Source organism: Lentibacillus sp. JNUCC-1, assembly GCF_009741735.1.
GTDB lineage: Bacteria > Bacillota > Bacilli > Bacillales > Amphibacillaceae > Lentibacillus_B.
In genome coordinates, this window is record NZ_WHOH01000001.1 from 2126668 (window position 1) to 2150414 (window position 23747).

Annotated in this window: 20 protein-coding genes and 3 pseudogenes; 11 read left to right on the forward strand and 12 right to left on the reverse strand. The window is 43.9% G+C overall.

The genetic code is table 11. The features are described from left to right. Nucleotides 1-73: 73 nt before the first annotated feature. A complete protein-coding gene (locus tag JNUCC1_RS10030; RefSeq protein WP_156645273.1) occupies nucleotides 74-1096 on the forward strand; it encodes a DUF4097 family beta strand repeat-containing protein in 1023 nt (340 codons plus the stop codon). A gap of 59 nt (nucleotides 1097-1155) precedes the next feature. On the opposite strand, the pseudogene JNUCC1_RS10035 reads toward JNUCC1_RS10030, so the two are convergent. Together JNUCC1_RS10035 and JNUCC1_RS10040 are read right to left on the reverse strand one after the other, a co-directional pair. After that, nucleotides 1156-3155: pseudogene (locus JNUCC1_RS10035) on the reverse strand (acetoacetate--CoA ligase). 991 nt (nucleotides 3156-4146) lie between these two features. Next, nucleotides 4147-5430, reverse strand: coding sequence for an IS110 family transposase (locus JNUCC1_RS10040; protein ID WP_156645274.1), 1284 nt, complete (start codon nucleotides 5428-5430; stop codon nucleotides 4147-4149). A gap of 279 nt (nucleotides 5431-5709) precedes the next feature. Between JNUCC1_RS10040 and JNUCC1_RS10045 the strand changes: the two are divergent. Then, a pseudogene (locus JNUCC1_RS10045) lies at nucleotides 5710-7271 on the forward strand (IS3 family transposase). A 491-nt stretch (nucleotides 7272-7762) separates the two neighbouring features. On the opposite strand, the gene JNUCC1_RS10050 reads toward JNUCC1_RS10045, so the two are convergent. Continuing rightward, nucleotides 7763-7915, reverse strand: coding sequence for a small acid-soluble spore protein P (locus tag JNUCC1_RS10050; RefSeq protein ID WP_156645275.1), 153 nt, complete (start codon nucleotides 7913-7915; stop codon nucleotides 7763-7765). An 18-nt stretch (nucleotides 7916-7933) separates the two neighbouring features. Beyond that, nucleotides 7934-8182: a DNA alkylation repair protein gene (locus JNUCC1_RS10055; protein WP_156645276.1), complete on the reverse strand. Its 249-nt coding sequence runs from the start codon at nucleotides 8180-8182 to the stop codon at nucleotides 7934-7936. A gap of 130 nt (nucleotides 8183-8312) precedes the next feature. On the opposite strand from JNUCC1_RS10055, the gene JNUCC1_RS10060 reads away from it, so the two are divergent. Beyond that, complete coding sequence (locus tag JNUCC1_RS10060; protein WP_156645277.1) at nucleotides 8313-9182, forward strand: YitT family protein; 870 nt, start codon at nucleotides 8313-8315, stop codon at nucleotides 9180-9182. Nucleotides 9183-9225: 43 nt separating this feature from the next. On the opposite strand, the gene JNUCC1_RS10065 is transcribed toward JNUCC1_RS10060, so the two are convergent. From JNUCC1_RS10065 to JNUCC1_RS10080, 4 genes are all read right to left on the reverse strand, one after another. Then, nucleotides 9226-9678 (reverse strand): YueI family protein, encoded by a 453-nt coding sequence (locus tag JNUCC1_RS10065; protein ID WP_156645278.1) that lies wholly within the window; start codon nucleotides 9676-9678, stop codon nucleotides 9226-9228. 107 nt (nucleotides 9679-9785) lie between these two features. Beyond that, a complete protein-coding gene (locus JNUCC1_RS10070) occupies nucleotides 9786-9989 on the reverse strand; it encodes a YfhD family protein (protein WP_331713700.1) in 204 nt (67 codons plus the stop codon). A 108-nt stretch (nucleotides 9990-10097) separates the two neighbouring features. Then, nucleotides 10098-12023 carry an LTA synthase family protein gene (locus JNUCC1_RS10075; RefSeq protein WP_156645280.1) on the reverse strand — a complete coding sequence of 642 codons (1926 nt, stop codon included), beginning with the start codon at nucleotides 12021-12023 and terminating at the stop codon, nucleotides 10098-10100. 241 nt (nucleotides 12024-12264) lie between these two features. Beyond that, a complete protein-coding gene (locus tag JNUCC1_RS10080; RefSeq protein WP_231784114.1) occupies nucleotides 12265-12879 on the reverse strand; it encodes a spore coat protein in 615 nt (204 codons plus the stop codon). Between the two features lie 184 nt (nucleotides 12880-13063). Here JNUCC1_RS10080 and JNUCC1_RS10085 point away from each other — a divergent pair, with 184 nt between their 5' ends. The 3 genes from JNUCC1_RS10085 to JNUCC1_RS10095 all read left to right on the forward strand — a co-directional run bounded on the left by JNUCC1_RS10085 (nucleotide 13064) and on the right by JNUCC1_RS10095 (nucleotide 15716). Further along, the gene (locus JNUCC1_RS10085) at nucleotides 13064-13315 is read left to right on the forward strand and encodes a hypothetical protein (RefSeq protein WP_156645282.1); all 252 of its coding nucleotides are present in this window, start codon (nucleotides 13064-13066) and stop codon (nucleotides 13313-13315) included. Then, complete coding sequence (locus JNUCC1_RS10090; protein ID WP_156645283.1) at nucleotides 13315-14667, forward strand: tripartite tricarboxylate transporter permease; 1353 nt, start codon at nucleotides 13315-13317, stop codon at nucleotides 14665-14667. The genes JNUCC1_RS10085 and JNUCC1_RS10090 overlap by 1 nt, the downstream gene beginning before the upstream one ends. 137 nt (nucleotides 14668-14804) lie before the next feature. Beyond that, entirely contained in the window at nucleotides 14805-15716 is a 912-nt protein-coding gene (locus JNUCC1_RS10095; RefSeq protein ID WP_156645284.1) for an immunoglobulin-like domain-containing protein, read from the forward strand. A 636-nt stretch (nucleotides 15717-16352) separates the two neighbouring features. Here the strand turns inward: JNUCC1_RS10095 and JNUCC1_RS10100 are convergent. The 4 genes from JNUCC1_RS10100 to JNUCC1_RS10115 form a co-directional block, all read right to left on the reverse strand. Then, entirely contained in the window at nucleotides 16353-16745 is a 393-nt protein-coding gene (locus JNUCC1_RS10100) for a hypothetical protein (RefSeq protein ID WP_156645285.1), read from the reverse strand. A 77-nt stretch (nucleotides 16746-16822) separates the two neighbouring features. Beyond that, nucleotides 16823-17860, reverse strand: a complete 1038-nt coding sequence (gene mnmH / locus JNUCC1_RS10105) for a tRNA 2-selenouridine(34) synthase MnmH (RefSeq protein WP_156645286.1) — start codon at nucleotides 17858-17860, stop codon at nucleotides 16823-16825. A 52-nt stretch (nucleotides 17861-17912) separates the two neighbouring features. Next, on the reverse strand, nucleotides 17913-18962 hold the full coding sequence (selD, locus tag JNUCC1_RS10110; RefSeq protein WP_231784186.1) for a selenide, water dikinase SelD: 1050 nt from the start codon (nucleotides 18960-18962) through the stop codon (nucleotides 17913-17915). 77 nt (nucleotides 18963-19039) lie between these two features. Next, nucleotides 19040-19804, reverse strand: a complete 765-nt coding sequence (locus tag JNUCC1_RS10115) for an exodeoxyribonuclease III (protein WP_156645288.1) — start codon at nucleotides 19802-19804, stop codon at nucleotides 19040-19042. 303 nt (nucleotides 19805-20107) lie between these two features. Here JNUCC1_RS10115 and JNUCC1_RS19235 point away from each other — a divergent pair. From JNUCC1_RS19235 to JNUCC1_RS10140, 5 genes and pseudogenes are all read left to right on the forward strand, one after another. Further along, nucleotides 20108-20302 (forward strand): annotated as a pseudogene (locus JNUCC1_RS19235) (GntR family transcriptional regulator); the annotation flags it as partial. A gap of 192 nt (nucleotides 20303-20494) precedes the next feature. After that, entirely contained in the window at nucleotides 20495-21184 is a 690-nt protein-coding gene (locus JNUCC1_RS10125; protein ID WP_156645476.1) for an ATP-binding cassette domain-containing protein, read from the forward strand. Next, nucleotides 21181-22014, forward strand: a complete 834-nt coding sequence (locus JNUCC1_RS10130; protein WP_156645289.1) for a hypothetical protein — start codon at nucleotides 21181-21183, stop codon at nucleotides 22012-22014. Before JNUCC1_RS10125 ends, JNUCC1_RS10130 begins: the two co-directional genes overlap by 4 nt. 15 nt (nucleotides 22015-22029) lie before the next feature. Continuing rightward, nucleotides 22030-23250 carry a hypothetical protein gene (locus JNUCC1_RS10135; RefSeq protein WP_156645290.1) on the forward strand — a complete coding sequence of 407 codons (1221 nt, stop codon included), beginning with the start codon at nucleotides 22030-22032 and terminating at the stop codon, nucleotides 23248-23250. Between the two features lie 82 nt (nucleotides 23251-23332). Continuing rightward, the gene (locus JNUCC1_RS10140; protein WP_156645291.1) at nucleotides 23333-23734 is read left to right on the forward strand and encodes a hypothetical protein; all 402 of its coding nucleotides are present in this window, start codon (nucleotides 23333-23335) and stop codon (nucleotides 23732-23734) included. Nucleotides 23735-23747 lie beyond the last annotated feature (13 nt).

Genomic DNA, 23747 nt, shown 5'->3' on the forward strand with positions numbered 1-23747 from the left:
CCGACGCTTGGTGCTTCATTGAAAAGGCTTATGTATACTTAATATAAGACCAAAAAGATGGGGCGGGGTGACGATGGAGAAAAAAAGTGTTTTTAAAACGGTGGTAGACAGCATCTGGAAGGAAGTTCACGATACTCCTGAAAAGACGATAAAGGAGGCCTCTGTTGAAATTGGTGATCTTACGGATTTGATGATAGAAACAGACATGACCAATGTAGAGGTTAAGCTTCACAATCAAGACAGAGTGGATATGGTATTGGAGAGTTTTGCTGAAGGACCTGAACTGGAACACGACTTCGATGATCACCAGGGCCGGATCTATGCCAAACGTTCCGACCAAAAGAAAAGAAACTTTCATTTTGGTTTTTTACCTGCATGTCGTCTGCAAGTTACGGTTCCGGCTGATGTTGCAGAACGCTGGTCGGTTAAAACAACATCCGGCAATATTCAAATGGGTGAAATTCAGGCTGAAGTGATTGCATTGCAAGCCACTTCCGGTAATATTGAGCTAGCTGAAATAAACGCCCCGGAAATATCATTAAAAGCTTCTTCAGGAAATATGCAAATGCACCATATACAATGTGATCAAGCAGAAGTTATATTGAGTTCGGGGAATATGAACATCCTAAACTTGAAAACAAATTCATTGCTGCTGAAAGCGTCCTCAGGAAATATGCGATTAGAGCAAATTCGAGTTGGGGACAAGGTGGAATGCAAACTATCGTCTGGGCATATCAGAGGTGAAAATATTCAAGCGGCTGAGTGGACGGTTAAATTATCCTCAGGTCATGCGAAAATACATGGTTTTAGCGGTCATGCTATGGGGCGTATCAGCTCTGGTAAACTGGATTTCGGTGTTAAAGGAGACAGCTCGCTTGATTTAACGTCCACAAGCGGTCATATCAGCGTTACGTTTGAAGAAACGCCAGATGCTGCCTTTAACATATCAGCGCCTCCTGAAAACATCAGTACAAACTTATCATTTGAACATGTTCATAGGCAGGGTGCGAGGCAGACAGCTGTCATTGGCAATGGGACACAGTCTTTTAAACTGAAAACCTCAACAGGGCGCATCAGAATCTCGGACTCCAGATAGGTCATCACAAAATAATCCCCAAGTGCAACGGCAGCACTTAGGGGATTATTCTATCGTATTTAATTTTTCGTTTCTGTCCTGTTGAGTTCATCCCTGGAAAACGAGACAAAGTATTCAAGCGTTTCAGGATTCTTCAAAGAACCATGATTGACGACTTTATCAGGAGATTGCCCCATTAAAATCTTTTTAATCGGCACCTCAAGCTTCTTGCCGTTTAACGTCACAGGTAAATCGGACACCTCATAAATCGCTGTTGGCGCATGGCGTGGTGAACATTGGGTTCTGATTTCTTTTACAATGAATTGCTTTACCTCATCGGTCAGTTCATAACCGTCCTTCATTTGAACAAACAAGGGCACAAAGGAATCATCTCCATATGGGACGTCAACGATCAAACTGTCAGCAATGCCCGAGACGGTGTCAACGGCCCTGTAGATCTCACTCGTGCCAATCCGGATGCCGCCTTTGTTAATGGTGGCGTCTGAGCGGCCATAGATCACACATGTGCCCTGTCGGTAACTTTCAAGTAATCACCATGCCGCCAAATTCCGTCATACATATCAAAATAACTGTCATGCATGCGGCTGCCGTCAGGATCATTCCAAAAATAGATCGGCATGGACGGGAAAGGTTCTGTCAGAACAAGTTCTCCAACGTCTTCAATCAATGGGCGCCCCTCGTCATCAAAGCTTTCAATCTTTGCACCTAGCCCGCGGCATTGGAGCTCCCCTGCATACACCGGCAATGTAGGCACGCCAAGAATAAATGCCGTACAAACATCTGTCCCACCGCTGGCTGATGCAATCCAGAGATCTTCTTTTACATGATCATAACACCATTGGAAACCCTCAGGCGGAAGGGGTGATCCGGTTGAACTGATATTTTTTAAATGGGATAAGTCATATTGTGCGCCTGGATTCAATGTATCATCTTTCATGCATGCGGTGATATAGCTGGCACTCGTTCCAAAGACGGTCATCTTTGTTTCCTCAGCGAACGCCCATAGCATTTTCACATCGGGATAACCAGGGCTCCCGTCATATAAAATGATCCTACTGCCTGTAAGCAAACCGCCCACAAGAAAGTTCCACATCATCCAACCGGTCGTTGTAAACCAGAAAAAGCGTTCATCAGGTCCGAGATCCATATGGAAGGTGAGAGCTTTCAGGTGTTCAAGCAAAATCCCGCCCTGGCTTTGTACAATCGGTTTTGGTGCACCAGTTGTGCCGGAAGAAAAGAGTACCCATAACGGATCATTAAATGGCACACGGGTATAAGTCACCTCGCTGTCATTTGCGTGTTGAACGATATCCTCCCAATGGACAGGCTGTTTTAACTGAGAAAAATCAGCATCTTTATTTAAAAATGGGATGGTGATCGTGGCTTCGAGTGTCGGCAGTTCGTCTTGAATTTGTTCAATGGTATCCAACCTGTTAAAAGCTTTGCCATTATAGCTGTATCCATCGACGGTGATCATCACTTTTGGTTCAATTTGTTTGAATCGGTCAATGACACTCTCAGTGCCGAAGTCAGGTGAAGCACTCGACCAGATGGCTCCAAGACTGGCCACGGCTAAAAACGAGGCAATGGTTTCATGTATATTCGACACGTACGCTACCACTCGATCGCCTTTTCGTACACCGAGCATTTTTAACGTCTGTTGAACCGCGGCCGTGTTTCGGTAGAGCTCACCCCAAGAGAGTTCCGCCGTATTTCGCATTTCAGAAGCGTGAATAATTGCCGGTTCATCCCAATTGCGGTCCCGGAAAATATGCTCTGTGTAATTGACGGTCGTCTCCGGGAACCAACGTGCTCCAGGCATGCCGTGTGTCGTGAGTACGGTTTTGTATGGATGATCTGACTGCAGGTCAAAGTAATCCCAGATCGACGCCCAGAATCCTTCAATATCGTTGACAGACCACTTCCATAGATCGTGATAACCGCTGAAATCCTTCCCCTGTTTGTCTTTAAGCCATTGCATATAGGTCTGTATGTTGGAGGCTTGTTTTCGCTTGGAATCAGGCTCCCACAACAATGTGCCTTCCTTAATATGTGACATATCATCCACTCCCCATCATCTATCTGTACCTTCCATTATATTGGAAACGTTTACCGACTGCAAAGAGATCATTACCTCAAAACAAGCCAAGCCCAAGACTGATTAACACATCCACAAACTTCCCATCTCAGTAGACACAAACAGCGAACCAAAGAAAACTTTATAAACCTACATAAAAATTCTCGGGGAAGTTTTAAGTTACGACTTATATGGCAATTTCATGTGATTTTCCGATATATGAGTTGAAAACGCCGATATACACTTCAAAAATTCCGATATAACCTCAGAATTTCCGATATCGCATGCAAAATTTCCGATATATCCAAATTGAACCATATATGTTTGTGAGAGCGTCGTGATTTCCGCTGCGGGAAGTCGCTTTAACTTTATCACAGCTCAAGTGCGACATCTGTTCAAGAAAACCACTTAAACAGTGTCTTCTAGCCGCGGGCACGGCCTCAGCCTCCTTGCCCCGGCAAGGGGTATGTCGACGTTGCCCGCAAAGGGCGGTCTTAGTCGACCCTCCCTCTATATAATTAAAATATCTCCAAAATGCTCTTACTTTCTTAGAATTACTCAAACACTTCATTGACATATTGAATGCGGGTTGAGTATCAGGTGTTGATTTCGGAAATTTCGGACGTAGTCTATGCCATCCTAACGCCCAAATTGTGAACATTTGGTGACAAGAGACGTGATAACCGTGCTGAAAATCTCCACACAACTTATGGTCGCTCACCCTCCCATGTATCACGGGATTATTATCCATACATTCCTTCGTCCTGCGTATCCACAAGGTGGAGGTCGGAAATGCTCCTTAGCTGGGTCTATTGCCCGAATGGGTTAAATAAGCTCCGACTCTGCACTATTGGTGTTTGTTCAATCCTAAGGCCATCAGATGCATTTGTTGAAACATCCCAAATGAATTAAAAAGGTTTATTAATCGCTCATTCAGAACCACTTATCTACGTGGAGTAGTTAACATCAATATTCATGCCACCTGACTTGTTTGTAATTCAGGTAGTCCTTGTAGTAGTTTACTTCCATCAAATTCACACTGCTTCGTGCCAATGGCGAATAAGACACGTATCAACTTACCGCACAAAGCGATCAGAGATTGTTGCTTTTTCAAAGGACGATCGGGACGCGTGGTGTAATAATGATGCAATGTCTTGAACGTCGAATTATGTGCTACCAGTGGGCGCACAGCTAAATAGATCGCTCTTCTCAATCGCTTGCGTCCACGCTTGTCTATTCGTGTTTGCCCTTTGAATTTACCCGAGCTGTGTTCTTTTAAGGATAGACCAGCCATACTTACAATTTGCTGGGGATGACTGTAGTTGGAGAGGTCTCCGACCTCGGCGAAAAACGTGGCCACTGTCGTGGGACCAATGCCTTTAATAGCCATCATTTCTTTAGCTCCAGGTAGATCTGTTATAAGTGTTTCGATCTCTTTATCCAATGACACAAGTTGTTGGTTGTACAATTCATATTGATCAAGCAGAGTCTGTAATTCCTGCCTGGCAAAGCGCAAACCTATCTGAACACCAATGCTTTTCTGGGCAGCTTGGACAAGCTGATTGGCACGTTTGATGCCCACACCACTTTTAACGACTGTTTTCCACGTTGAAAGCACGTCTTCAGGGGTCATATCCTGAATATCAGATGGGAATGGGAATTCACGCAGTGTACAAATAGCTGTCTTACCATTCCAGTCATTAAACACATCATCAAACTCCGGAAAATACCGTTGTATGGCGTTTTGGATGCGTCCTTCGACAATCATCAGCTGTTTGGTGAGTTGATCTCGTAATTTAATCCCTTCCCTTAACTCGGCATAAACACCGTCAAGAAGGTTCGGTACAGAGTATCGACCATCCTTAACCATCTGTGCAATAACACGTGCGTCTTTCGTATCATTTTTTGTGGGCGAATTGTCGTCCAGCTCTTTGCTTTTTTTAACATGCATCGGGTTAACTAACACAAAGTCATAACCTTTGGCGTTCAGGTAGTAGGCTAGACTCTTCCAAAAGTGGCCAGTCGGTTCAACGCCAAACATGACATGTGTCTTTTGGTTTTCCTCTTGAAGCCTAGCTACCCAATCAAGCAGCTTTTGATAACCGTGTATTCGATTTTCAAAGATCAATCGTTTGCCAAATTCAATACCTCGATAATCTTGTGCGCGAGCTACGTGTTTGTCTTTTGCGATGTCAATCCCCACGATCAATGTGGATTCTGTGATTTGCGCGATTTTGTGATTTTGGTTATAATTCATTGCGAGTCCTCCTTGGTATTTATTTAATTCGGGGTCATGATCATGACACCCTGTACTATACCAAGAGGGCTCTTTTCTGTTCAAACCTCAAATTTCTTCATTACAGGAATGCTCCTTAATGTACTCGCTGTGGGGTCTTCGGACTCGTGCTGTTCCCGCAGGAGTCGACTTCCCTCCGCTCCAATCACTTTATGTTATTAAGTGGCCCCCCTCTGTTAGGATAGTTGTCGTACGAGGCAAACGTGGTATGATTAACTAAATAACACGGAGGTCATCGTAATGACAAATAATGGGATACGTTATTCAGAAGAACGAAAGGCTGCGATAGTGAAGCGGATGATGCCACCACAAAATGAATCCGTAAAGGCATTAAGTGAGGAAGTAGGTATTTCCGACGCAACGTTGTATAAATGGCGGAAAGAGGCCAGGGAGTCAGGTGCGGCAACACCTGGAAACGGACAAAACAGCGACCGTTGGTGCAGTGAAGATAAGTTTTTGATTGTTATGGAAACATATGCCATGAATGAGGAGGAGATAGCGGAGTATTGCCGCAAGAAAGGCTTGTACCGTGAACAGATTAATGCTTGGCAACAAGTTTGCCTTCAGGCAAACGGCAATGCTTTTAACCAAGCCAAAGCGTTAACTGGACAACTAAAAGAGGAAAAACAGCGATCCAAAACATTGGAAAAGGATCTTCAAAAAAAGGAGAAGGCGCTGGCAGAAGCTGCCGCATTGTTACTCCTAAGAAAAAAGGCCCGAGCGATTTGGGGGGACCAAGAGGACGAATGATAGGCCCACCAGATCGCGCACGTGCCGTGGAATTGATTCAAGAAGCTAATCGAAATGGCGCACGTCTTTCAAAGGCATGTGAAGAATTGCATATTCATGTGCGGACCTATCAGCGGTGGGTGTCTGAAGGCGATGTCAAAGTCGATCAACGCCCGCATGCCAAACGGCCCACGCCTAAAAATAAACTATCGGAAGAAGAAAGGGCAGAAATTTTAGAAGTTGTGAACCGAGAAGAATATGCCGATTTACCTCCTACTCAGATTGTGCCGCAACTGGCCGATCAGGAGAAGTATATCGCATCTGAATCGACCTTCTATCGCGTACTGCGTGAAGAAGAAATGCAGAATCATCGTGGCCGCAGTCAGAAGCCCAAAAGACGGGTTCCTGAAAGCCATCTAGCAACTGCGCCGAACCAAGTTTGGACATGGGATATCACATGGCTTGGGGGGCCTGTGAAAGGACTGTTCTACCGACTGTATTTGATTCTTGACCTGTTCAGTCGCAAAGCTGTGGGTTGGGAAGTATGGGAATCAGAGGAGGCCCAATACGCTGAGAAACTCGTAAAGAAAGCTGTGCTTAAAGAGGGGATAAAAGGCAGCCCTTTGGTACTACACTCTGATAATGGCAGCCCTATGAAGGCCGCGACATTCCTTGGGTTACTTGAGACCTTGGGCATTCAAAGCTCGTTCTCTAGGCCGCGCGTAAGCAATGACAATCCATTTTCGGAGGCAATGTTCCGCACACTTAAGTACCGTCCTGAGTTCCCTCATAAAGGGTTTGCTTCCTTGGAGGATGCGAGAAAGTGGGCAGGACAGTTTATTAAGTGGTACAACGAGGTTCATTTACACAGCGGTTTAAATTTCGTGACCCCTGCACAATGCCATAGTGGAGAATTTAAAGATATATTGGCAAAAAGGCATGACGTATATGAACAAGCAAAGCAACATCATCCAGAACGCTGGGGCGCAAGAAACACAAGGGATTGGTCACCTCATGAAGAGGTTGCATTGAATCCTATGCGTGAAGAGACTTTATTGGCTATAGGAGATTAATAGAATGGGTTTTTTATCACCTGATGATTTGAAATGAAAGAATGGTTTTCCCTTTCATTTCAAATCATCAGGGCAGCAAGCAAAGCGCGGTAGCTATGGTCATATGGCGTGAAATTTAAAGAAGCTAAACTGCTTCATGCGACAACTATGTTGACAAACACCGTGGCTTGGACGGTTTTACTCACATAAGAGTTAGAGAATAACCTCTCATATCTAGCTCGGGGAAAATACGGAGACTCCTGTGGGAGCAAAAGCCTAGATGAGACCCCACAGCGCGCAGCGCGAGGAGGCTCATCAGCGCCCACTGGACGCGGAGTGTTTTCCCCGAGCGGTTGCCAGTGGCAGTCATTAGATCTGTATAGTTAGTTCGCAGTTTACTTATACTGTAATTTAGCAAGGGTTATATTGGAATCAAACAAAACTCCGGTCTAATGTGATTAGGCCGGAGTTTTGTTTATACATAATCTGAAGTGATCTTCAGGTTGAAGAAGTCACATATCGTGTGATGCACCTTTTTTCTGTCGTGTGTGGTTCCGCTGTTTGACTTTATGGGAGCCGTCGAGTGGTTCACCATACGGTTGTTCCGGGCTTTTGGGCAAATTGGGTTTATCTTGCTGTTTTGGACCTTTACGGTTTTTAGTCATGTTTAAAACTCCTTTCGATTAATCTTTTCTAAGACCAAACTGGATAAACGTCCTCTCATCCTCAACGAGTCCGCATGATGCACATTGAATTCTGTGTTTAGGACCATTGTATGCGGTATGGAAAACTTCAACGGCTGATCCATCCGAATAATCATTGAGGACATCTCCTGTTTCAGGATCGAGCCGAACAGGATTAGCCACCTGTTCGATGATGTTGAATCTGGATCGGTTTGTTTTGCAGTTTGGACAACGATAAGGTTGGCTCATACTGAACACCTCCATCTATAGTATTTGAAGATGTCCTGGATATTATGAGAAAAAATGCAAGTTGACAGGTGCACCTAACAATTTTAGAATGTATCAGTGGACATTAGTGCTTTTGAAAGAAGGAATACGTATGAAAAATGAAACAAAGGGAAAACAGCTTGGCAAGGATTATGCCCTGATTATTCTTGGCGCGACTCTGGTGGCGCTGTCGTATAATATGTTTTTATTACCCTCTAAACTGGCAGCTGGCGGCATTTCCGGGGTCAGTACAGTTTTGAATGAAATGTTTGGCTGGAGCCCGAGTGTAACGCAATTTCTGATTAACGCTCCAATTTTTGTCATCGGATGGCTGATTATGGGGAAAGATTTTGGTTTTAAAACCTTGGTTGGAACATTTTGGGTTCCGTTTATTATTGGACTGACGGCAAATATTCCCTACACCATTACCAATCCGCTCCTAGGTGCTATATACGGAGCGATTGTGCTTGGGGCAGGCCTAGGAATCGTCTACCGTGGCGGGGGCTCAACAGGTGGCACCGCAGCCATCGCTCAAGTTTTGAAAAAAGCAACCGGCCTCTCAAGTGGCTATTCTCAGCTCGCGGTTGATGGCATTGTGGTTGTAAGCTCAATCATCGTGTTTAACCTGGAATTGACTTTATTTGCTTTAATGTGTATTTATTTGACGAGCAAGGTGATTGATAAAGTGCAGCTGCAAACAACCTCTTCCAAACTGATCCTGATCATTACGGAAAATGAAGCGAACGTGCAGCGCATGATCAGGGAGGATCTGGACAGAGGCTTGACTAAAGTCAGGTCTGTCGGCGGTTATTCCAATCAGGATAAAACGATGATCCTGTGTGTTGCTGAACAAACAGAAGCTGTGAAATTGCGTAATATGCTTTTAACTGAGGAACCAACTGCTTTTGTTGTTTTCCTTAATGCCTCTGAAATCCTTGGTCGCGGATTTTCACTAGATAAATACTATGGACAGAAACTATAGATCAAAATGGAACAGCCCTGATGCTGCGGCGCATCGGGGCTGTTTATTTATAAGAGGAGAATAGGCGCTTTATTTTGCCGAGCAAAGAACCATTGTCTTTTTGGGGTTTCGGATTATTGCTCACGACTTCATCTTCAACAAAAATGTCTTCACGGTCGATGGCGAAATCGTACGTTAATACTGCACCAATGTCTGTATCTGTTTCTTCATTGGTTATGACTGTGTAAGCAACATTATATTTGTTCGCCAAGTCTTTTTCAGCTTTTAAAAACCGATATGAGATTGTGCCATTAATCAACAACGTCGCATCTGGATGTTCTTTCAACGCTTCTTCAAGCTTGGCCAGACTTTTGTCGGTCATGACTTGTCCTTTTGTAAGGGCAAGGACAATTCTTTCCCTCAGTGTGCCGAGAAAGTAGGCACGTTCGCCTTCTTTTGGACGACGGGGACCATGGATACCTTCTGTTAAATAATCATCTACATTCTTTTTACTCATGCTGTTGGTCTCACTTCCATTCATTTTCTATCTTGATTGTAAGGATTAGCACTTGCAGTTGCAAATTTTATGTAATGCAAAAGCGGCATAGAGCCGCTTTTGCAATGTTAATTTCGGGTTTTATTACGCTGATCAGCTGCTTTTCGTCTTGCCAGCGCTTTTTGATCTTCGCTGTCCGCGAGTTCTGTACTGAATTCAATATCGGCGCCGTCGGTCAATTCTTGTTTCGGCGTCTGGGCCATGATGTTTCTGCCCTTTGATTTTTTATGCTCGTCTCTGCCCATGCAATTCAACCCCTTTTTGTTGTTCACACTTATTATGAACAAAACTTCACCAAAATATGTGGGTATAATCTGGACAAAGTGTTACATACTACAAATGAAAAACCCGGAATGGAGTGCTCCATACCGGGTGTTGGTTTATTCTTCTTTTTCATAACGGTAGTTGCTCGTGTCTACAGGTTCCCACTCATCATTGGGCGTGTAGAATCTGAGCAGGTCCCCGTAAAGGACTGTGTCGGAAAGCTCAAGTTCTCTTTTGACCGTTTCGTCCATCTCTTGCATTTCTTTAGTGGGGTTTTCGATGGCTTCCCCAGTTTCAGTGTCATAGAAGACACCAGCAACTTTGCTGTATTCCGGTGTCATAAAGTCACCGTTACGGAATGGAACGAACTCTTTATGACCTTCAGAAAACATGTCAGTACCGAATTGAATATAGTCTTGAGCATCAATGCCAAGCAGATGGAGCAATGTCGGCATGACGTCCATTTGTCCGGCATAATCATCGACAGTACCTTTACCGTCAACGCCAGGTACTTTAATCATATATGGCACACGCTGCAGTTGCGCACTCTTATATGGTGTAATTTCTTCGCCAAGCAATTCTTGCATTGCACGGTTGTGGTTTTGCGAAATGCCATAGTGATCGCCGTAAATCATGATGATGGAATCCTCATACAACCCTGATTCTTTCAGGTCGTTGAAGAATTGTTCAAGGGATTCATCCAGATAACGAGCTGTCTGGAAATATCGGTCTACCGACCCATCACCTGTTTCAGCTGGTGCAATCGTAGCATCCTCTTCATCAATCAGATAAGGATGGTGATGAGTGAGGGTCATCATGTGTGCGTAAAACGGTTCAGACATTGATTCAAGATACGGCATAGACTCTTTGAAGAAAGGCTTATCCTTTAGTCCATAACCGATAACTTGTTCTTCACTCATGTTGTAATAGGCTGAATCATAAAACTCATCAATAGCAAAAGATTTATAGATTTGGTCCCTGTTCCAGAACGATTTATTGTCACCATGGAACACAGCTGACGTGTATCCTTGCTGTTGTTTCATGATAGCAGGGAGAGCCTGGTACGTGTTGTTGCCTTTTGTAACAAAGGCTGCACCTTGAGGCAATCCATACATGGAGTTATCCATGATGAACTCAGCATCTGCTGTCTTTCCTTGTTCTGTCTGGTGGAAGAAGTTTTCGTAGTACGTAAAGTCTTTACTCTGGTCATGTACAAGAGAATTTATAAATGGTGTTACTTCTTCACCATGAAGCTTGTAATCTATTAGGAACGACTGAAACGATTCTAAATGGATCTTAATTACATTTTTGCCTTCACCGACACCGAATAAGTCTTCGTTCGGTTCAGCGTATTTATTTTTGGTATAGTTTTCGACTTCAGTGATATCACTGCTGTCTGCAAGTACGCGCTGCGTAGATGTTTTGACATTTTGAATCGCATCATACACTGTAAAGTTGTATGCACCGAGATACTTCACGATATAGTTACGGTCAAATGTCCGCTCCAAAAGCTGTGGACGGTCGGCCTCAGCAAGACTCAGGTTCACGACAAATGCAAGCATACCCGCCATAATGATCAGCATAGGCTTGCGTTTTTGCATCCGCATTGGGGACCAGTTCGGCTTTGCCCATATATACATGGCCACCAACAATACGATATCGACAAGATATAGTAGGTCATGCCATGCTACAAGACTTGCAATACTGCCGCCCAGACTGCCAAAGTTGCTTGTTTGCGTCAGGGTCGGGATTGTAATGAAGTCTGTATTAAAACGATAGAATACGACGTTAGCATATAATAGAAAGCTCATCAGACCGTGAAGAATGATCACGAACAAGCCTGCTTTTCGTCCTTTTGCGAACAAGGCAATGCCTAACAAAATCAAGGCTGAGCTTAAAGGATTAAAGAATAATAGAAACTGCTGCATGCTGTTTTGTATATCCAGATTAAATTCGTATAGATAGATGAGATAGGATTTTAACCAGATTGCTAGAACAGCAACAGTAAAAAATCCGATTTTTGAAGACATGACGTTCTTCATATTTTATTCACCTCGAAAGTTTTCATTCTCCTTGAGAACTTCATAGCAAGATACTATTGTAATCAATTTTCCTCTGAATTGCAATATCTCTTAGCACAAATCCACCAATTCCCAGGAAAATAGGTCTTTGTATGGAGGCTTTGTGACAAAAGGTAAGTCAGTATTACGGTATTCCCTTTTGTATGCATTTTTAAACTTTAGTCGCCTACCGTGATGGACAGGCGACTAAAGAGGTTTGACTTTAATGCGGCATAGTGTTTTGAACAGGGGCAAAGCTGTTCAGATACATTTGCAGATCCTGATCTTTTAACTGAGGGACCTGATAATACTGATGCTTGTTCTGATATAAGAAGACCTCATACGCAAGCTCAATCATATTCGGTACACTGTCTGCAAACACACGCCTGAGAACCGGGTTCGTCGCCTCAAGTGCTGTCATGGTAAATCCAGATGCACATGCTTTCAGCTGCCCCATCATGAATCCTGAGACACACTGATCATTAATTTCCGTCGGCGACTGAGCCGGTGTCTTCGGCTGGCCCGGTTGGGTGCCATACACGACGTCATTTTCCATTTGCATGTTATAGGTTTGCGTTGGAACCTTAGGATCTTGCCCGGTTTTCAATGTTTCTACGATTGTGTTATACAATTGTGTCATATACGTTTTGTGGCGCTGATGAATGTCTTTGAGTTCGGGATCCTGAATATGCTGTTCATAAAGCATATACTGTTCCAGACCTCCAACTAAGGTCGAAATGGCTTCATGTGAATCGAATAGTTCATGCCCGCCATGGTTCTGCTGCGGTGGCATGTTCGGGGACTGCTGCATGTTCTGGTTTTGTTGTTGGTTTGGCAATAGAAAAACCTCCTGTAAATTTGTCATGTTTATGTTTGGTCATTTGGCTCATATTATGCATGCATCCTTTTTACTTTATGATTCGGGTTTAAAAAACATGCAGACCAAACATGTAAAATGTTTCACAAACGAAATGAACCCATGTATAATCAAAACGATATGGATACAAAAAAGAGGTGTACATATGTCAGATAAACCAAACGGTCCAAAAGAAGACTATGTAGAAGTCTGGGCTGATTTAATAAAAATTAAAGATCTTGTGTTGAGTCTGTTCATCAGCAGTGTGACGACACTTGGCGGATATTTGATTGCGCCTGATGAGCCGCCGAAGCCACTTATTTTTGGTTTGATTGGTGCAATTGTTGGATTTGTAATTGCAAGTGTAATCATCAAGCCAAAGCGCACATTCAAATACGTTGAGGAGGAGCAGGAGTAATGGAACTGGAATTAATTTTACAAATGATTGCAGCCGCCATGGTGGGCGCTGTGCTCTATACCATCATCGGTATTGCTCCAGGCACCGATGAAACGGCCGTGCTTGCTCCTGTGACCCTCGTACTTGTGTTGGCAGGTTTCGAGCCGGTTGTCATTCTTACATTTTTCATGTCAGCCATCATAGCAAAAAAGCTGACTGATTCTATTCCTGTTGCGGTAGCGGGCATTCCCGGCGGGGTAATGTCGGCGCCGATGGTCGACTACGCCATGATACTGAAGAAGCACGGTATGCCGGATGTGAGTATAAGAAAGATGGCTTCAGGATCCGTTCTTGGGACCATAATTGCCATCCCGACCAGTTTATTGCTGGCAAGCGCTTTAATCCCCTTGCAGGATTTAATAGCTGAATATTCGGGGCAGGTTTTTTTAGGCGGCGCAATCTTTTTGGCACTCATGACGAAAAACCGCGGACTTGCCCTGTTGTCCATTGTCCCATTTGCATTTCTAATCCAAGGTTTGCGCCAGCTGTATTGGAAAACGGGAATTGTACCAGAGGGCACGACTGTGTTTATTTCTTTTTTCTTGGGTATTACAATCGGACCTGTTATTTTAAAGCTGTTTGAGCTGCTGATTCCGCATATTCGCAATAAAATGCCCCGTTATGGACTTAAACATATCTCGTTATATAAAACAGAACGAGGGAAAGGATTTCCGAACCCATTTAAAATTCTTGATAAAAAGGAAATCGGATCAACCTCTATGGCATCGTTTCTTGGGGTTCTTACTTTTTTTATGAGCCCTGTGGGGATGACGATTTTTCTTGGGGAAGCTCTGACAAGTCATATTAAGAACCCTGTGAAAAAAGCGACTAGAGCAATCTCCGCTATGGATGGTTTGACGAACGCTTCTTACATAGCCGGAACGCTTATCCCATTAATCGCCATAGGGCTTCCGCTTTCCCCGACTGCAATCGGACCGGCCAACGCATTGTTTAAGGCGCCACCGGTGTTTACGGAAGAGCATAATATGCACCATCTGCTCTCAATGGGAGATTTTATTTTTGCCAGCGTAATCGGTGCTGTGGTTGCGATTGCGCTCACGTATTATGTCACAATTAAGTATGCTCAGCCCATTTGTGCTTTTGTGTTTAAACGTGTACCTCATGAAGCTATGTTGGGGTTATTCTTCGGTCTCGTTTTAATGCTTGCTTTTATGGAAGCAGGTGTCGTTAATATATTCGGTGTTCTGTTAATCGGACTTGTGGCAGGATTCCTTCACAGAAAAGGGATCAACTATGGGGTGCAATTCATGGTTCTCTATGCCGCCCCATGGCTTGTCTCGTTATTTTTCTGATTATAATATGAATGAACTCTAAACGCTCAGTGCTTAATTCTGAGCGTTTTTATTATTTAGTGAAACTTTCTAAGGCGATCGTCCGTCATATAAGTAAGTAATGATTCGAATATTTGAGAAAAAAGGGGGGGCGCTCGGTGTACAAGCATATCATGTGGTCAGGTCTTGCTTTCTTATTAATTGTTGCTGGTTGTGGAGCAAATTCAGGGAATACGAATACAGAAGAAAGTGCGGAAAAGGATTGGGAAGTTGGATCGGGTGACTTATCTGATTCTGTGACAACAGGAAATGTAGTTGCACAGCCGATACTGCCGCCTCCCTCGGAAGCTGGCGACCAATTACTCGAAAACACCACATATCAGCTTCCGAGCGGCAAATGGTTTTTGCACAATGGAGATGGTGTTCTAGGGTTCAGCATGCCGGCTGGGACCATGCATCCTGGGGATCAGTGGTCGATTGATTTGATTGCTCATGAACGTGATGCCGTAAATGTAAACAAAGATGTTCGTATCAAGTTAGATGAGGTCGGAGAGGAATTTGAAACGCAAGAAGTTATTTTGGATGAAACCATTTACCTTGAAACAGTGGAGGGCACACATACCATTATGCATGGGCGGGTGCCGACAGAAAGGGACTCAAGCTATGTTTTCAGTGTGCAGGTTTTGCGCGAAAACGGTCTTGTGGAAGATACACTCGTTTCCTATATACATGTTCCTGTAAAAGAAGTAAACGCTGCATTGACCATTGACCAGACAAATTTCAGTACATCTGCTGATGAAGCCCATATCAAAATGGAGAATGATGGGCCGACCGTTATATCTTTGGGAAAGTATTATCAGATTGAGAAGAGAGTGGATGAAACGTGGCGGGTTGTCCCATTGGAACGCTCATTTAACGACATTGGAATAGCAGTAGAACCGCGCGGGAATTATGAACAAACGGTCCCAATTGATGATCTTCCACCCGGAACCTACCGAGTCGTAAAAACAATCTGGATAGACGGCTTTGAAGAAGAATGTGACCTGGCAGTAGAATTTGAAATAACCTAGAAGCACAGATTCCGTAGACTGCGAACTAAAAAGCATAATAGATCAAAACCCATCAATGTATATAAGAGCACCGTGATTTTCGCTGGGGGAAGTCGCTTTAACTTTATCACAGCTCAAGTGCGACATCTGTTCAAGAACCCCACTTTCACAGGGTCTTCTAGCCTCGGGCACGGCCTCAGCCTCCTTGCCCCGGCAAGGGGTATGTCGACGTTGTCCGCAAAGGACGGTCTTAGTCGACCATCCTTAATGTACGCGCTGTGGGGTCTTCGGACTCGTGCTGTTCCCACAGGAGTCGACTTCCCTCCGCTCCAATCACTCTATGTTTATTGATTGCTTGGACGGTTTTGCTCTTATTAGAAATGTGAAAGGGAAGCACTCCTCACTTAGCTCGGGGAAAATACGGAGACTCCAGTGGGAGAAAAAGCCTCGGTGAGACCCCGGAGCGCGGTAGCGCGAGGAGGCTCAGCAGCGCCCACGGAACGCGGAGTGTTTTCCCCGAGCGGTTGCCAGAAGCAATCATTCCAAGTACTGTTCGTTAAGCGTGCTAATTGTGAAGGTAACTTTCTTTTAAAACAGGAGTCATGGTAAAAAACTCATTAAAAAACACGCCTGGTGTGGTGGACAGGCGTGTTTGTGTTATTGATCTTCTTCGGTTTTCATGAATGTCAAGATGGCAAATAGCAGGAAGCTGATCATTAGAATTGAGCCGCCGACGATGAAACCGATGAGGGGGAATGGGCCGTCTATGCCAAATGGTCTTACGTAATACAGCCACATGCCGCCCGTCAGCCCAACAGCTCCAATGATAGCAGTCCAAACATGGAACTTTGCCAACAGCTTATTTGCTGGTGTAAAGATTTTATAAAACACGGCCCAAGCAAATAAACTTAACCATCCGACTACAAGAATATGGGCGTGTACCGATTTGAATTCCAATCCGCCTGATCCGGCCATATGTGAACCGAGAAAAGCACCACCCAAGGCAAATAATGCCGAAACCCTCAATAATAGTTTGCTATATCCATTCATATAAAGTCCCCTCCAAATAATCTCCTATCATGAATCCTACTATACACGAAGATTATGAACGGAACATGAACAAATGATTAAACCTGGTGTTTTTTTACCATATCCATGATCTTTTCCACTGCATCATCGGCATTGCGAGCTGTTATGATAATCTTTTGATCGTCGGTGTAATGGCTGATGCTGTGTTCATATCTTGGATCATAATAATACTTCAGCAGCAGTTCAATGGCTTCAGGATACCGTTCATGAATCAGATGTGTCTCGACCTCTTTGGCTACCGGCGTATGAATATGTTTTTTGATCAGCGAAAAAGCTTCCATAAACGCTTCCGGAGCGTCCCATGGGTGATAATCTTCGAGGATGTTGTTCACACGTTCAGAAATGGGCAATTCAATGAATAATTGCTTGCCCGTCTCTTTTTGATGGAAAAAGGCGTCCGGCAAAACGACTTTCCCGATGCGCTTGCTTTCGCCTTCGATAAATATATGGCTTTTTTGCTGATAAGCCGTTAGCTTTTCAAACAATAAAGCATCAAATGTTTTTTGATTGGCTGGCTTCAAACCAATATGGCCAAAAATAGATCCCCGGTGACCTGCCATACCTTCAAGATCAATAACCGGTTCCCCTAATGCTTCGAGTTTATGCAAGATCGTTGTTTTTCCGGAGCCAGTATAACCGTTTAACACAAAAAGATCTGGATGTATGGGGGCTTGATCCAGGTGATTGACGATCCATTTGCGGTAGGAACGGTAGCCGCCTTTAAGCCGACTTACTTGAATGCCCATAAGGTCGAGCACCGTTGCGGCGGTTTTACTCCGCATGCCGCCCCGCCAGCAGAAAACTGCCATATCTGAATCAAGTGCTTTAAATTGTTCGATAAACGCCGGGAGCTTCGCTGAAAAAATTTCAAGCCCGCGTTGTTTGGCCACCTCGGAACCAGCTTGCTTATATAAAGTGCCGACTTCAGCACGTTCCTCATTATTGAAAATAGGAATATTGATGCTGCCTGGGATAGTCGCCTCCTGGTACTCTTTTGGAGAGCGGACATCGATTAATGCCAGTGGATGCTTTTTGTGTTCTTCCAATATTTTCTCAATGCTTATATCATGAATCATGCTAAACACCTTTCTTTGAGTTGCGGCATTGCGCTTACAATGGTGTGTCTTTTTACGTCACAATGATCTGCCCGGGGGTTTCCGTCACCTCGCCGATGATGGCTGCTTCAATACCGTTTGCTTGCAATTTTTCGAGGAGATCATTTGCTTCTGTGATGTCTACAGCAGCAAGTAAACCTCCAGAAGTTACAGCATCAGAGAGCAACCATTTCCGTGTGTCAGTCATATCGTAGGGGTACTTAATCCGATCTTTCACATGATTAAAGTTGTTTTTTGAGCCACCTGGAATAACGCCTGTTTGAGCCAACTCTTCGGCTCTCGGCAAGACAGGTACATCTTCGTGATAGATGGTCAGGCCGACGTCGCTTGCTTCGGCCATTTCCATGGCGTGGCCCATCAGCCCGAAGCCGGTCACATCTGTTGAAGCATGAACTGTGTGGTCATTCATCGTTTCTGCCGCTGTTTTATTCAGCGTTGTCATCACTTCGGTTACATGCTGAATTTCATCGTTTGTCAAAAGACCTCTTTTCAGAGCGGTTGTCATAATGCCGACACCAATTGGTTTCGTCAAAATAAGCTTGTCACCTGGACGTGCCCCAGCATTTGTACGAATACGATCCGGGTGGATGGTGCCTGTCACCGCCAGACCAAATTTCGGCTCCTGGTCATCAATGGAATGGCCGCCGACAAGGGCCACATCTGCCTCAGAAAGCTTGTCACCGGCGCCTCTGAGAATTTCTGTTAAAATGGCATTATCTAATTCCGCAATCGGGAATGCTACGATGTTGAGTGCTGTAACGGGGGTCCCGCCCATTGCATATACGTCACTGATCGCATTGGCGGCTGCGACCTGTCCGAAATCGTATGGGTCATCAACAATTGGAGTGAAGAAGTCGAGGGTCTGCACGATGGCAAGGTCGTCGGTCAGCCGGTAGACCCCAGCATCGTCACTCGTATCGAGGCCGACAAGGAGATCAGGATGGGCAGGTTTTTGCGGTAAAGACTTAAGCACATTCGAAAGATCTGCGGGGCCAATCTTGCAGCCACATCCGCCCTTCGAAGTCAGTGATGTTAATTTGATCTGTTCAGTCAATTTGATCAGCCTTTCTGTATCATTCTTTCCTTATTATATCAGAGCTTCCCCGAGTTATCCCAATCAGACCTTTTTCCAGGAGGTCCTCAGCCGACAGGCAGATCTATGTCCAGTTCGATTGGGCAATGGTCGCTTCCAAAAATGTGTGGATGTGCAGCGGCATTTTCAAGGTTGTCTCTTAAGCGTTCAGAAACGATAAAGTAATCGATCCGCCAGCCGATGTTCCGCTCCCGAACAGTTTTCATGTAAGACCACCATGTGTAAATGTCTGTTTCATCCGGATGGAAATGACGAAGCGTATCAATGAATCCAGCGTTGAGAAGCCGGGTCATCTTGCTTCGCTCAGCGTCAGTAAATCCGGAGTTTCCGTAATTGGTCTTATAATTCCTAATGTCGATTTCTTTGTGTGCCACGTTCATATCGCCGCACAAGATAACGGGTTTCTTTTTGTCCAAATTTTGTATGTGTTTGTAAAAGGCATCTTCCCACTCGAGTCGTACATCCAATCTAGCGAGGTCCCGCTGTGAATTCGGGGTGTAGACGGTGACGAGATAAAAGTGCTCATATTCAAGCGTAATGATTCGGCCTTCAGATTGGCTGGGGGCTTCCCCGAGTCCATAAAGGACATCTATTGGTTCATATTTAGTGAAAACAGCTGTACCGGAATAGCCTTTCCGCTCAGCGTAGTTCCAGTATTGATAATAGCCAGGCATATCCAGTTCAATTTGCCCCTCTTGTAATTTGATTTCCTGGACACAGAAAATATCTGCTTGCACAGTGTTGAAATAATCCATAAACCCTTTTCTGACACAAGCTCTTAGTCCATTGACATTCCATGAAATGAGTTTCATATGCTACCAACTTCCTCTCCATAGTAACCTTACCATTTTAACATACATGTGCCGTGTGAAACTTGGAATGAGATTTTCTTTGGTGAAGGGACTGGGGCTATCCAAGCAAGAACTGTTTCTATCATAGGAAGGATTTACCCTTCCGTTAAATTTGTCTTGACTTTCAAGTGTATGATGCATATAATACACTTAGATGGTGTATTAACTCCTTGATACAGCTTCATAGCAAAGGTAAACAGTTATATTTTTTTGTGTTATGTGTATGAACCAATTAATACACACACTGATAAGAGGTGAAGTCGTATGACGTTAAAATTTAATACACGAGATCCGGTCTATTTGCAGGTCATTCGCCATTTTAAAACCCAGATCGCGACTGGGGAGCTGGAGCCGGGTGATGAAATCCCATCACGGCGGGAGTTGGCGAATACCCTTAAGATCAATCCAAACACGGCGCAACGGGCGTACAAGGAAATGGAGGAAGAAGGCTTGATACGGACCGAACGAAATACGCCAAGCAAAATTACGAATGATGAAGCCATGATTCAACATGTACGCCAGGAGCTGCTTACGACAGCCGTGGAAGAATTTGTTCAGGCGGTCAGACCGGTTAATGTACCTCTTGAGGAGCTGATTGAGCTGATTAAAACAAAATATCCGTCACCGGACGTGAAAAAGGAGGGCCACCCCATGATTGAAGTGAAGAATATGACGAAGAAATTCGGGTTTAAAACTGTGCTGCAAGATGTTTCGTTTACAGCGGAAAAAGGTGAAATTACGTGTTTGATCGGTGTGAACGGTGTTGGAAAAACGACCATCATGAATGCGATTATGAATCTGACACCAATCAATAAAGGCCAGATATTAATTGATGGAAACAAACTCAATAAAAAGACATATGAAAAAGTGACTTTTATTCCAGATGCGATCACGATGCTGCCACAAATGAAGATTGGTGAAGCGATGGATTTCATGGCGGACTTTTATGAAAGCTGGAATGCGGAACGTGCCAATGAAATGCTTGGTTTCTTTCGTTTAAACAAAGATGACCGGATCAGCACACTGTCAAAAGGTAACACGGCAAAGGCAAACCTGCTGATGGGTCTCGCTTTGGATGTGGATTATGTGCTTATGGATGAGCCGTTTTCCGGGATTGATATGTTCAGCCGGGAGCAGATCGCGGAAGTGTTCACAAGTCATTTGATTGAAGACCGAGGCGTTATCATCACGACTCATGAAATTCAGGATATTGAACATCTGATTGACAAAGCCGTCCTTTTAGATGAGGGCACGGTCTATCGGTCATTTAATGTAGAAGACATCAGAGAAAACGAGGGCAAATCAATTATAGACGTGATGCGGGAGGTGTATAGAGGATGATGCGTTATTTAAAACTGGTCAACTTTGAATTTAATCGAATTGCGAAAGTGTATGTTGTTTTGTTGGGCATCGTTCTGACTTCTCAAATGATCGCTGTCATTACAGCATCCAGAAATTATTTAAAAGATGCTAATGAGTCATTAAATGTCGAGATGATGTCTCAAGCAGACTTTCTCTCGACGTATGGACATATGACATTTCACAATGTGGTTCGTTCTCTGTGGTTTGGAGGACCTATCGCCTTGTGTATCGCTGCCGTTGCGTTTTATATATTCTTCATATGGTATAGAGACTGGTTTGGCAAAAACACATTTGCCTATCGCCTGTTAACGTTGCCGACATCACGGCTGAATGTTTTGTATGCCAAACTGACAACTATTCTTATGATGACGTTTGGATTTATCGCATTTCAGTTTATTATCTACCAGGTGGAAGCTAGAGTGATGCAATGGATGGTTCCCAAAGATTTCCGCATGGATATGAGTTTCCATGAAGTAGTCAGATCTATGCTTGACCTGGGGATTTTATTTCCGGAAGAACCCCTCGCATTTCTGTTTACTTATGGTGCTGGAGTCGTCGTAGTTGTGACATTATTTACAGGCATCTTATTTGAGAGAAGTTTTCGCTGGAAAGGCATTATTGGCGCTGTAGCGTACGGGTTTATTGCTGGGTTGGTTTTCTTCTTGCCGTTGATTTTACATGAAACTGTGATGCAGCAATTTTTCTATCCAACTGAACTGGTATTGTTAACAGTATTGGCAGGTGTCATTGTCTTAGCAGGATCACTTGCTATGAGTGGTTATTTACTGAATAAAAAAATACGCATTTAAGGAGGTATCCAAATCATGAAAAAATACTGGAAATCCATAGCCATTACAATGATCATTGTGCTTGGACTCGGAACATTTTATTTGCAAGTAGCATTGGCCTCAGGCGGTAATCCTAATTTTACGATAAAAACCATTGAGGGAGATAAAGCAAAAGCAGAAAATCTGCGTATAGATGGTTATTATTCAACAGATACCATTGACGAAAATATAACCATTACACAAGAGGGTTCGAAGTACATGAGTGATTATTCCTATTGGGAACGGTTGAACGGAATTAATCATGATCCAATGTATAAACGGCTGACGACCGAATATCGCGGATTCATGCGCGGGAAAAGCCCTTGGATGGGCAGCATGTATGAAGATGACAGTTATTTGGCATACGCTGCCGTGGAGTACGACTTTCGTTCGTTCGAGACTGGAGATTTCACCTTTAATTTGGCTGTTCTTGATAAAAAAGCTGACAAGGAAAATGAGTTTTCTTATCTAATGGAAGGTGCGAATAAAGTCAATCATGCGTCCATCGAAAGTGTGGAAAAGGTTGGCGACGAATTAAAAGTGTTTGCCACCCTATTTAAGCGGACGGGTGAGGAAGAGCTTCATCTATATGTATTTGATCTGAACAGTCAGGAGCTCGTCGATGACCAACCATTGGATCAAATTGACCCTTCTAAACAACAAGAATATGAGACGTATATTCGCTTGCTTCATGTGACTGATCCGCTTGCACCGAAAGATTATGTTGTGTTTCGTAAAGAGGTGCTAGATCACAGTACAGTAGAGTTTAGTGATAAAGGTGATCAAATCCAGCAACCTGAGGTGATCGAAAGTGATCTGGTTGTTTTTAACCTTGAAACTGAAGAAACTGAGAACCTTGATCTTCCTAAGCGCTTAGAGGACAAAAGCCAAGTCGATCTATTTGATGGGGAAAATTTGTATTTTGTTGAAACAGACGATACTGGAATGACAATCGTTAAATATAACATTGACAAGCAGGAGATTATCAATGAGCTAGAGGTAGAAATGAAAGATGCAGAGAGACTGAGAAACTTTTCTAACATGACTATAAAAGGGGATAAACTATATCTCCTCCTGAATGATCCGGCGTCTGACACCACACCGAAAATTTATGCCCTTAATACCGAAACAGGGGAAACGGTTTTTGAAGGGGAAGTTACAGCTGAAGATCTTCCGGAAAAATACAATCTGGAAATATATGAATTTATTGTGCAGTAATGACAGACCGTATCAGGGGGAGGGAGTTCTCCTCCTTGATTCGGCTGATACATCTACAACTGTTTGAAGGGGGAGATATGTTTTGAAAAAATTGGGGCTCCTATTAATTAGCGCTATGCTTTTATTGGCGGCATGCGATTTGAGTAATGCTGACCGTAATTCAGGTGTAGAAGAGGCGATCCATGCAAGAATGCAGTCTGGAGAAACAGACACGATTCAGCTGGGGCATTTAACAGATTTTGAATGGGACGAAGCCTTTTTGTTTACACCGTATACTCCGGAAGATTCTATTAAAGATGAAGTTGGCATTAAAGACCCGAGCGGTATCAGTTATCGTGATGATATACAGTTGCTGGTTTTTGCCAAGGATGAAAAGGCTGTTCAATATGTAGAGGTTTCACGGGAATTTGGCGATCTGACCCGGCCAAATCATCGGAAATTGAAACCAAAGAATGATATGCTGCGTATCTACAAAGACGAATAGTTGATAGAAGAGG

What these genes read in the sequence shown, in the direction of transcription:
- JNUCC1_RS10115 (WP_156645288.1), bottom strand. Translation starts at nt 19,804, where the DNA reads ATGAAACTCATTTCATGGAATGTCAATGGACTAAGAGCTTGTGTCAGA.
- JNUCC1_RS10065 (WP_156645278.1), bottom strand. Translation starts at nt 9,678, where the DNA reads ATGAGTAAAAAGAATGTAGATGATTATTTAACAGAAGGTATCCATGGT.
- JNUCC1_RS10040 (WP_156645274.1), bottom strand. Translation starts at nt 5,430, where the DNA reads ATGAATTATAACCAAAATCACAAAATCGCGCAAATCACAGAATCCACA.
- JNUCC1_RS10100 (WP_156645285.1), bottom strand. Translation starts at nt 16,745, where the DNA reads ATGAATGGATATAGCAAACTATTATTGAGGGTTTCGGCATTATTTGCC.
- JNUCC1_RS10135 (WP_156645290.1), top strand. Translation starts at nt 22,030, where the DNA reads ATGAAAAAATACTGGAAATCCATAGCCATTACAATGATCATTGTGCTT.
- JNUCC1_RS10075 (WP_156645280.1), bottom strand. Translation starts at nt 12,023, where the DNA reads ATGAAGAACGTCATGTCTTCAAAAATCGGATTTTTTACTGTTGCTGTT.
- mnmH (WP_156645286.1), bottom strand. Translation starts at nt 17,860, where the DNA reads ATGATTCATGATATAAGCATTGAGAAAATATTGGAAGAACACAAAAAG.
- JNUCC1_RS10130 (WP_156645289.1), top strand. Translation starts at nt 21,181, where the DNA reads ATGATGCGTTATTTAAAACTGGTCAACTTTGAATTTAATCGAATTGCG.
- JNUCC1_RS10030 (WP_156645273.1), top strand. Translation starts at nt 74, where the DNA reads ATGGAGAAAAAAAGTGTTTTTAAAACGGTGGTAGACAGCATCTGGAAG.
- JNUCC1_RS10085 (WP_156645282.1), top strand. Translation starts at nt 13,064, where the DNA reads ATGTCAGATAAACCAAACGGTCCAAAAGAAGACTATGTAGAAGTCTGG.
- JNUCC1_RS10060 (WP_156645277.1), top strand. Translation starts at nt 8,313, where the DNA reads ATGAAAAATGAAACAAAGGGAAAACAGCTTGGCAAGGATTATGCCCTG.
- JNUCC1_RS10055 (WP_156645276.1), bottom strand. Translation starts at nt 8,182, where the DNA reads ATGAGCCAACCTTATCGTTGTCCAAACTGCAAAACAAACCGATCCAGA.
- JNUCC1_RS10050 (WP_156645275.1), bottom strand. Translation starts at nt 7,915, where the DNA reads ATGACTAAAAACCGTAAAGGTCCAAAACAGCAAGATAAACCCAATTTG.
- JNUCC1_RS10090 (WP_156645283.1), top strand. Translation starts at nt 13,315, where the DNA reads ATGGAACTGGAATTAATTTTACAAATGATTGCAGCCGCCATGGTGGGC.
- JNUCC1_RS10125 (WP_156645476.1), top strand. Translation starts at nt 20,495, where the DNA reads ATGATTGAAGTGAAGAATATGACGAAGAAATTCGGGTTTAAAACTGTG.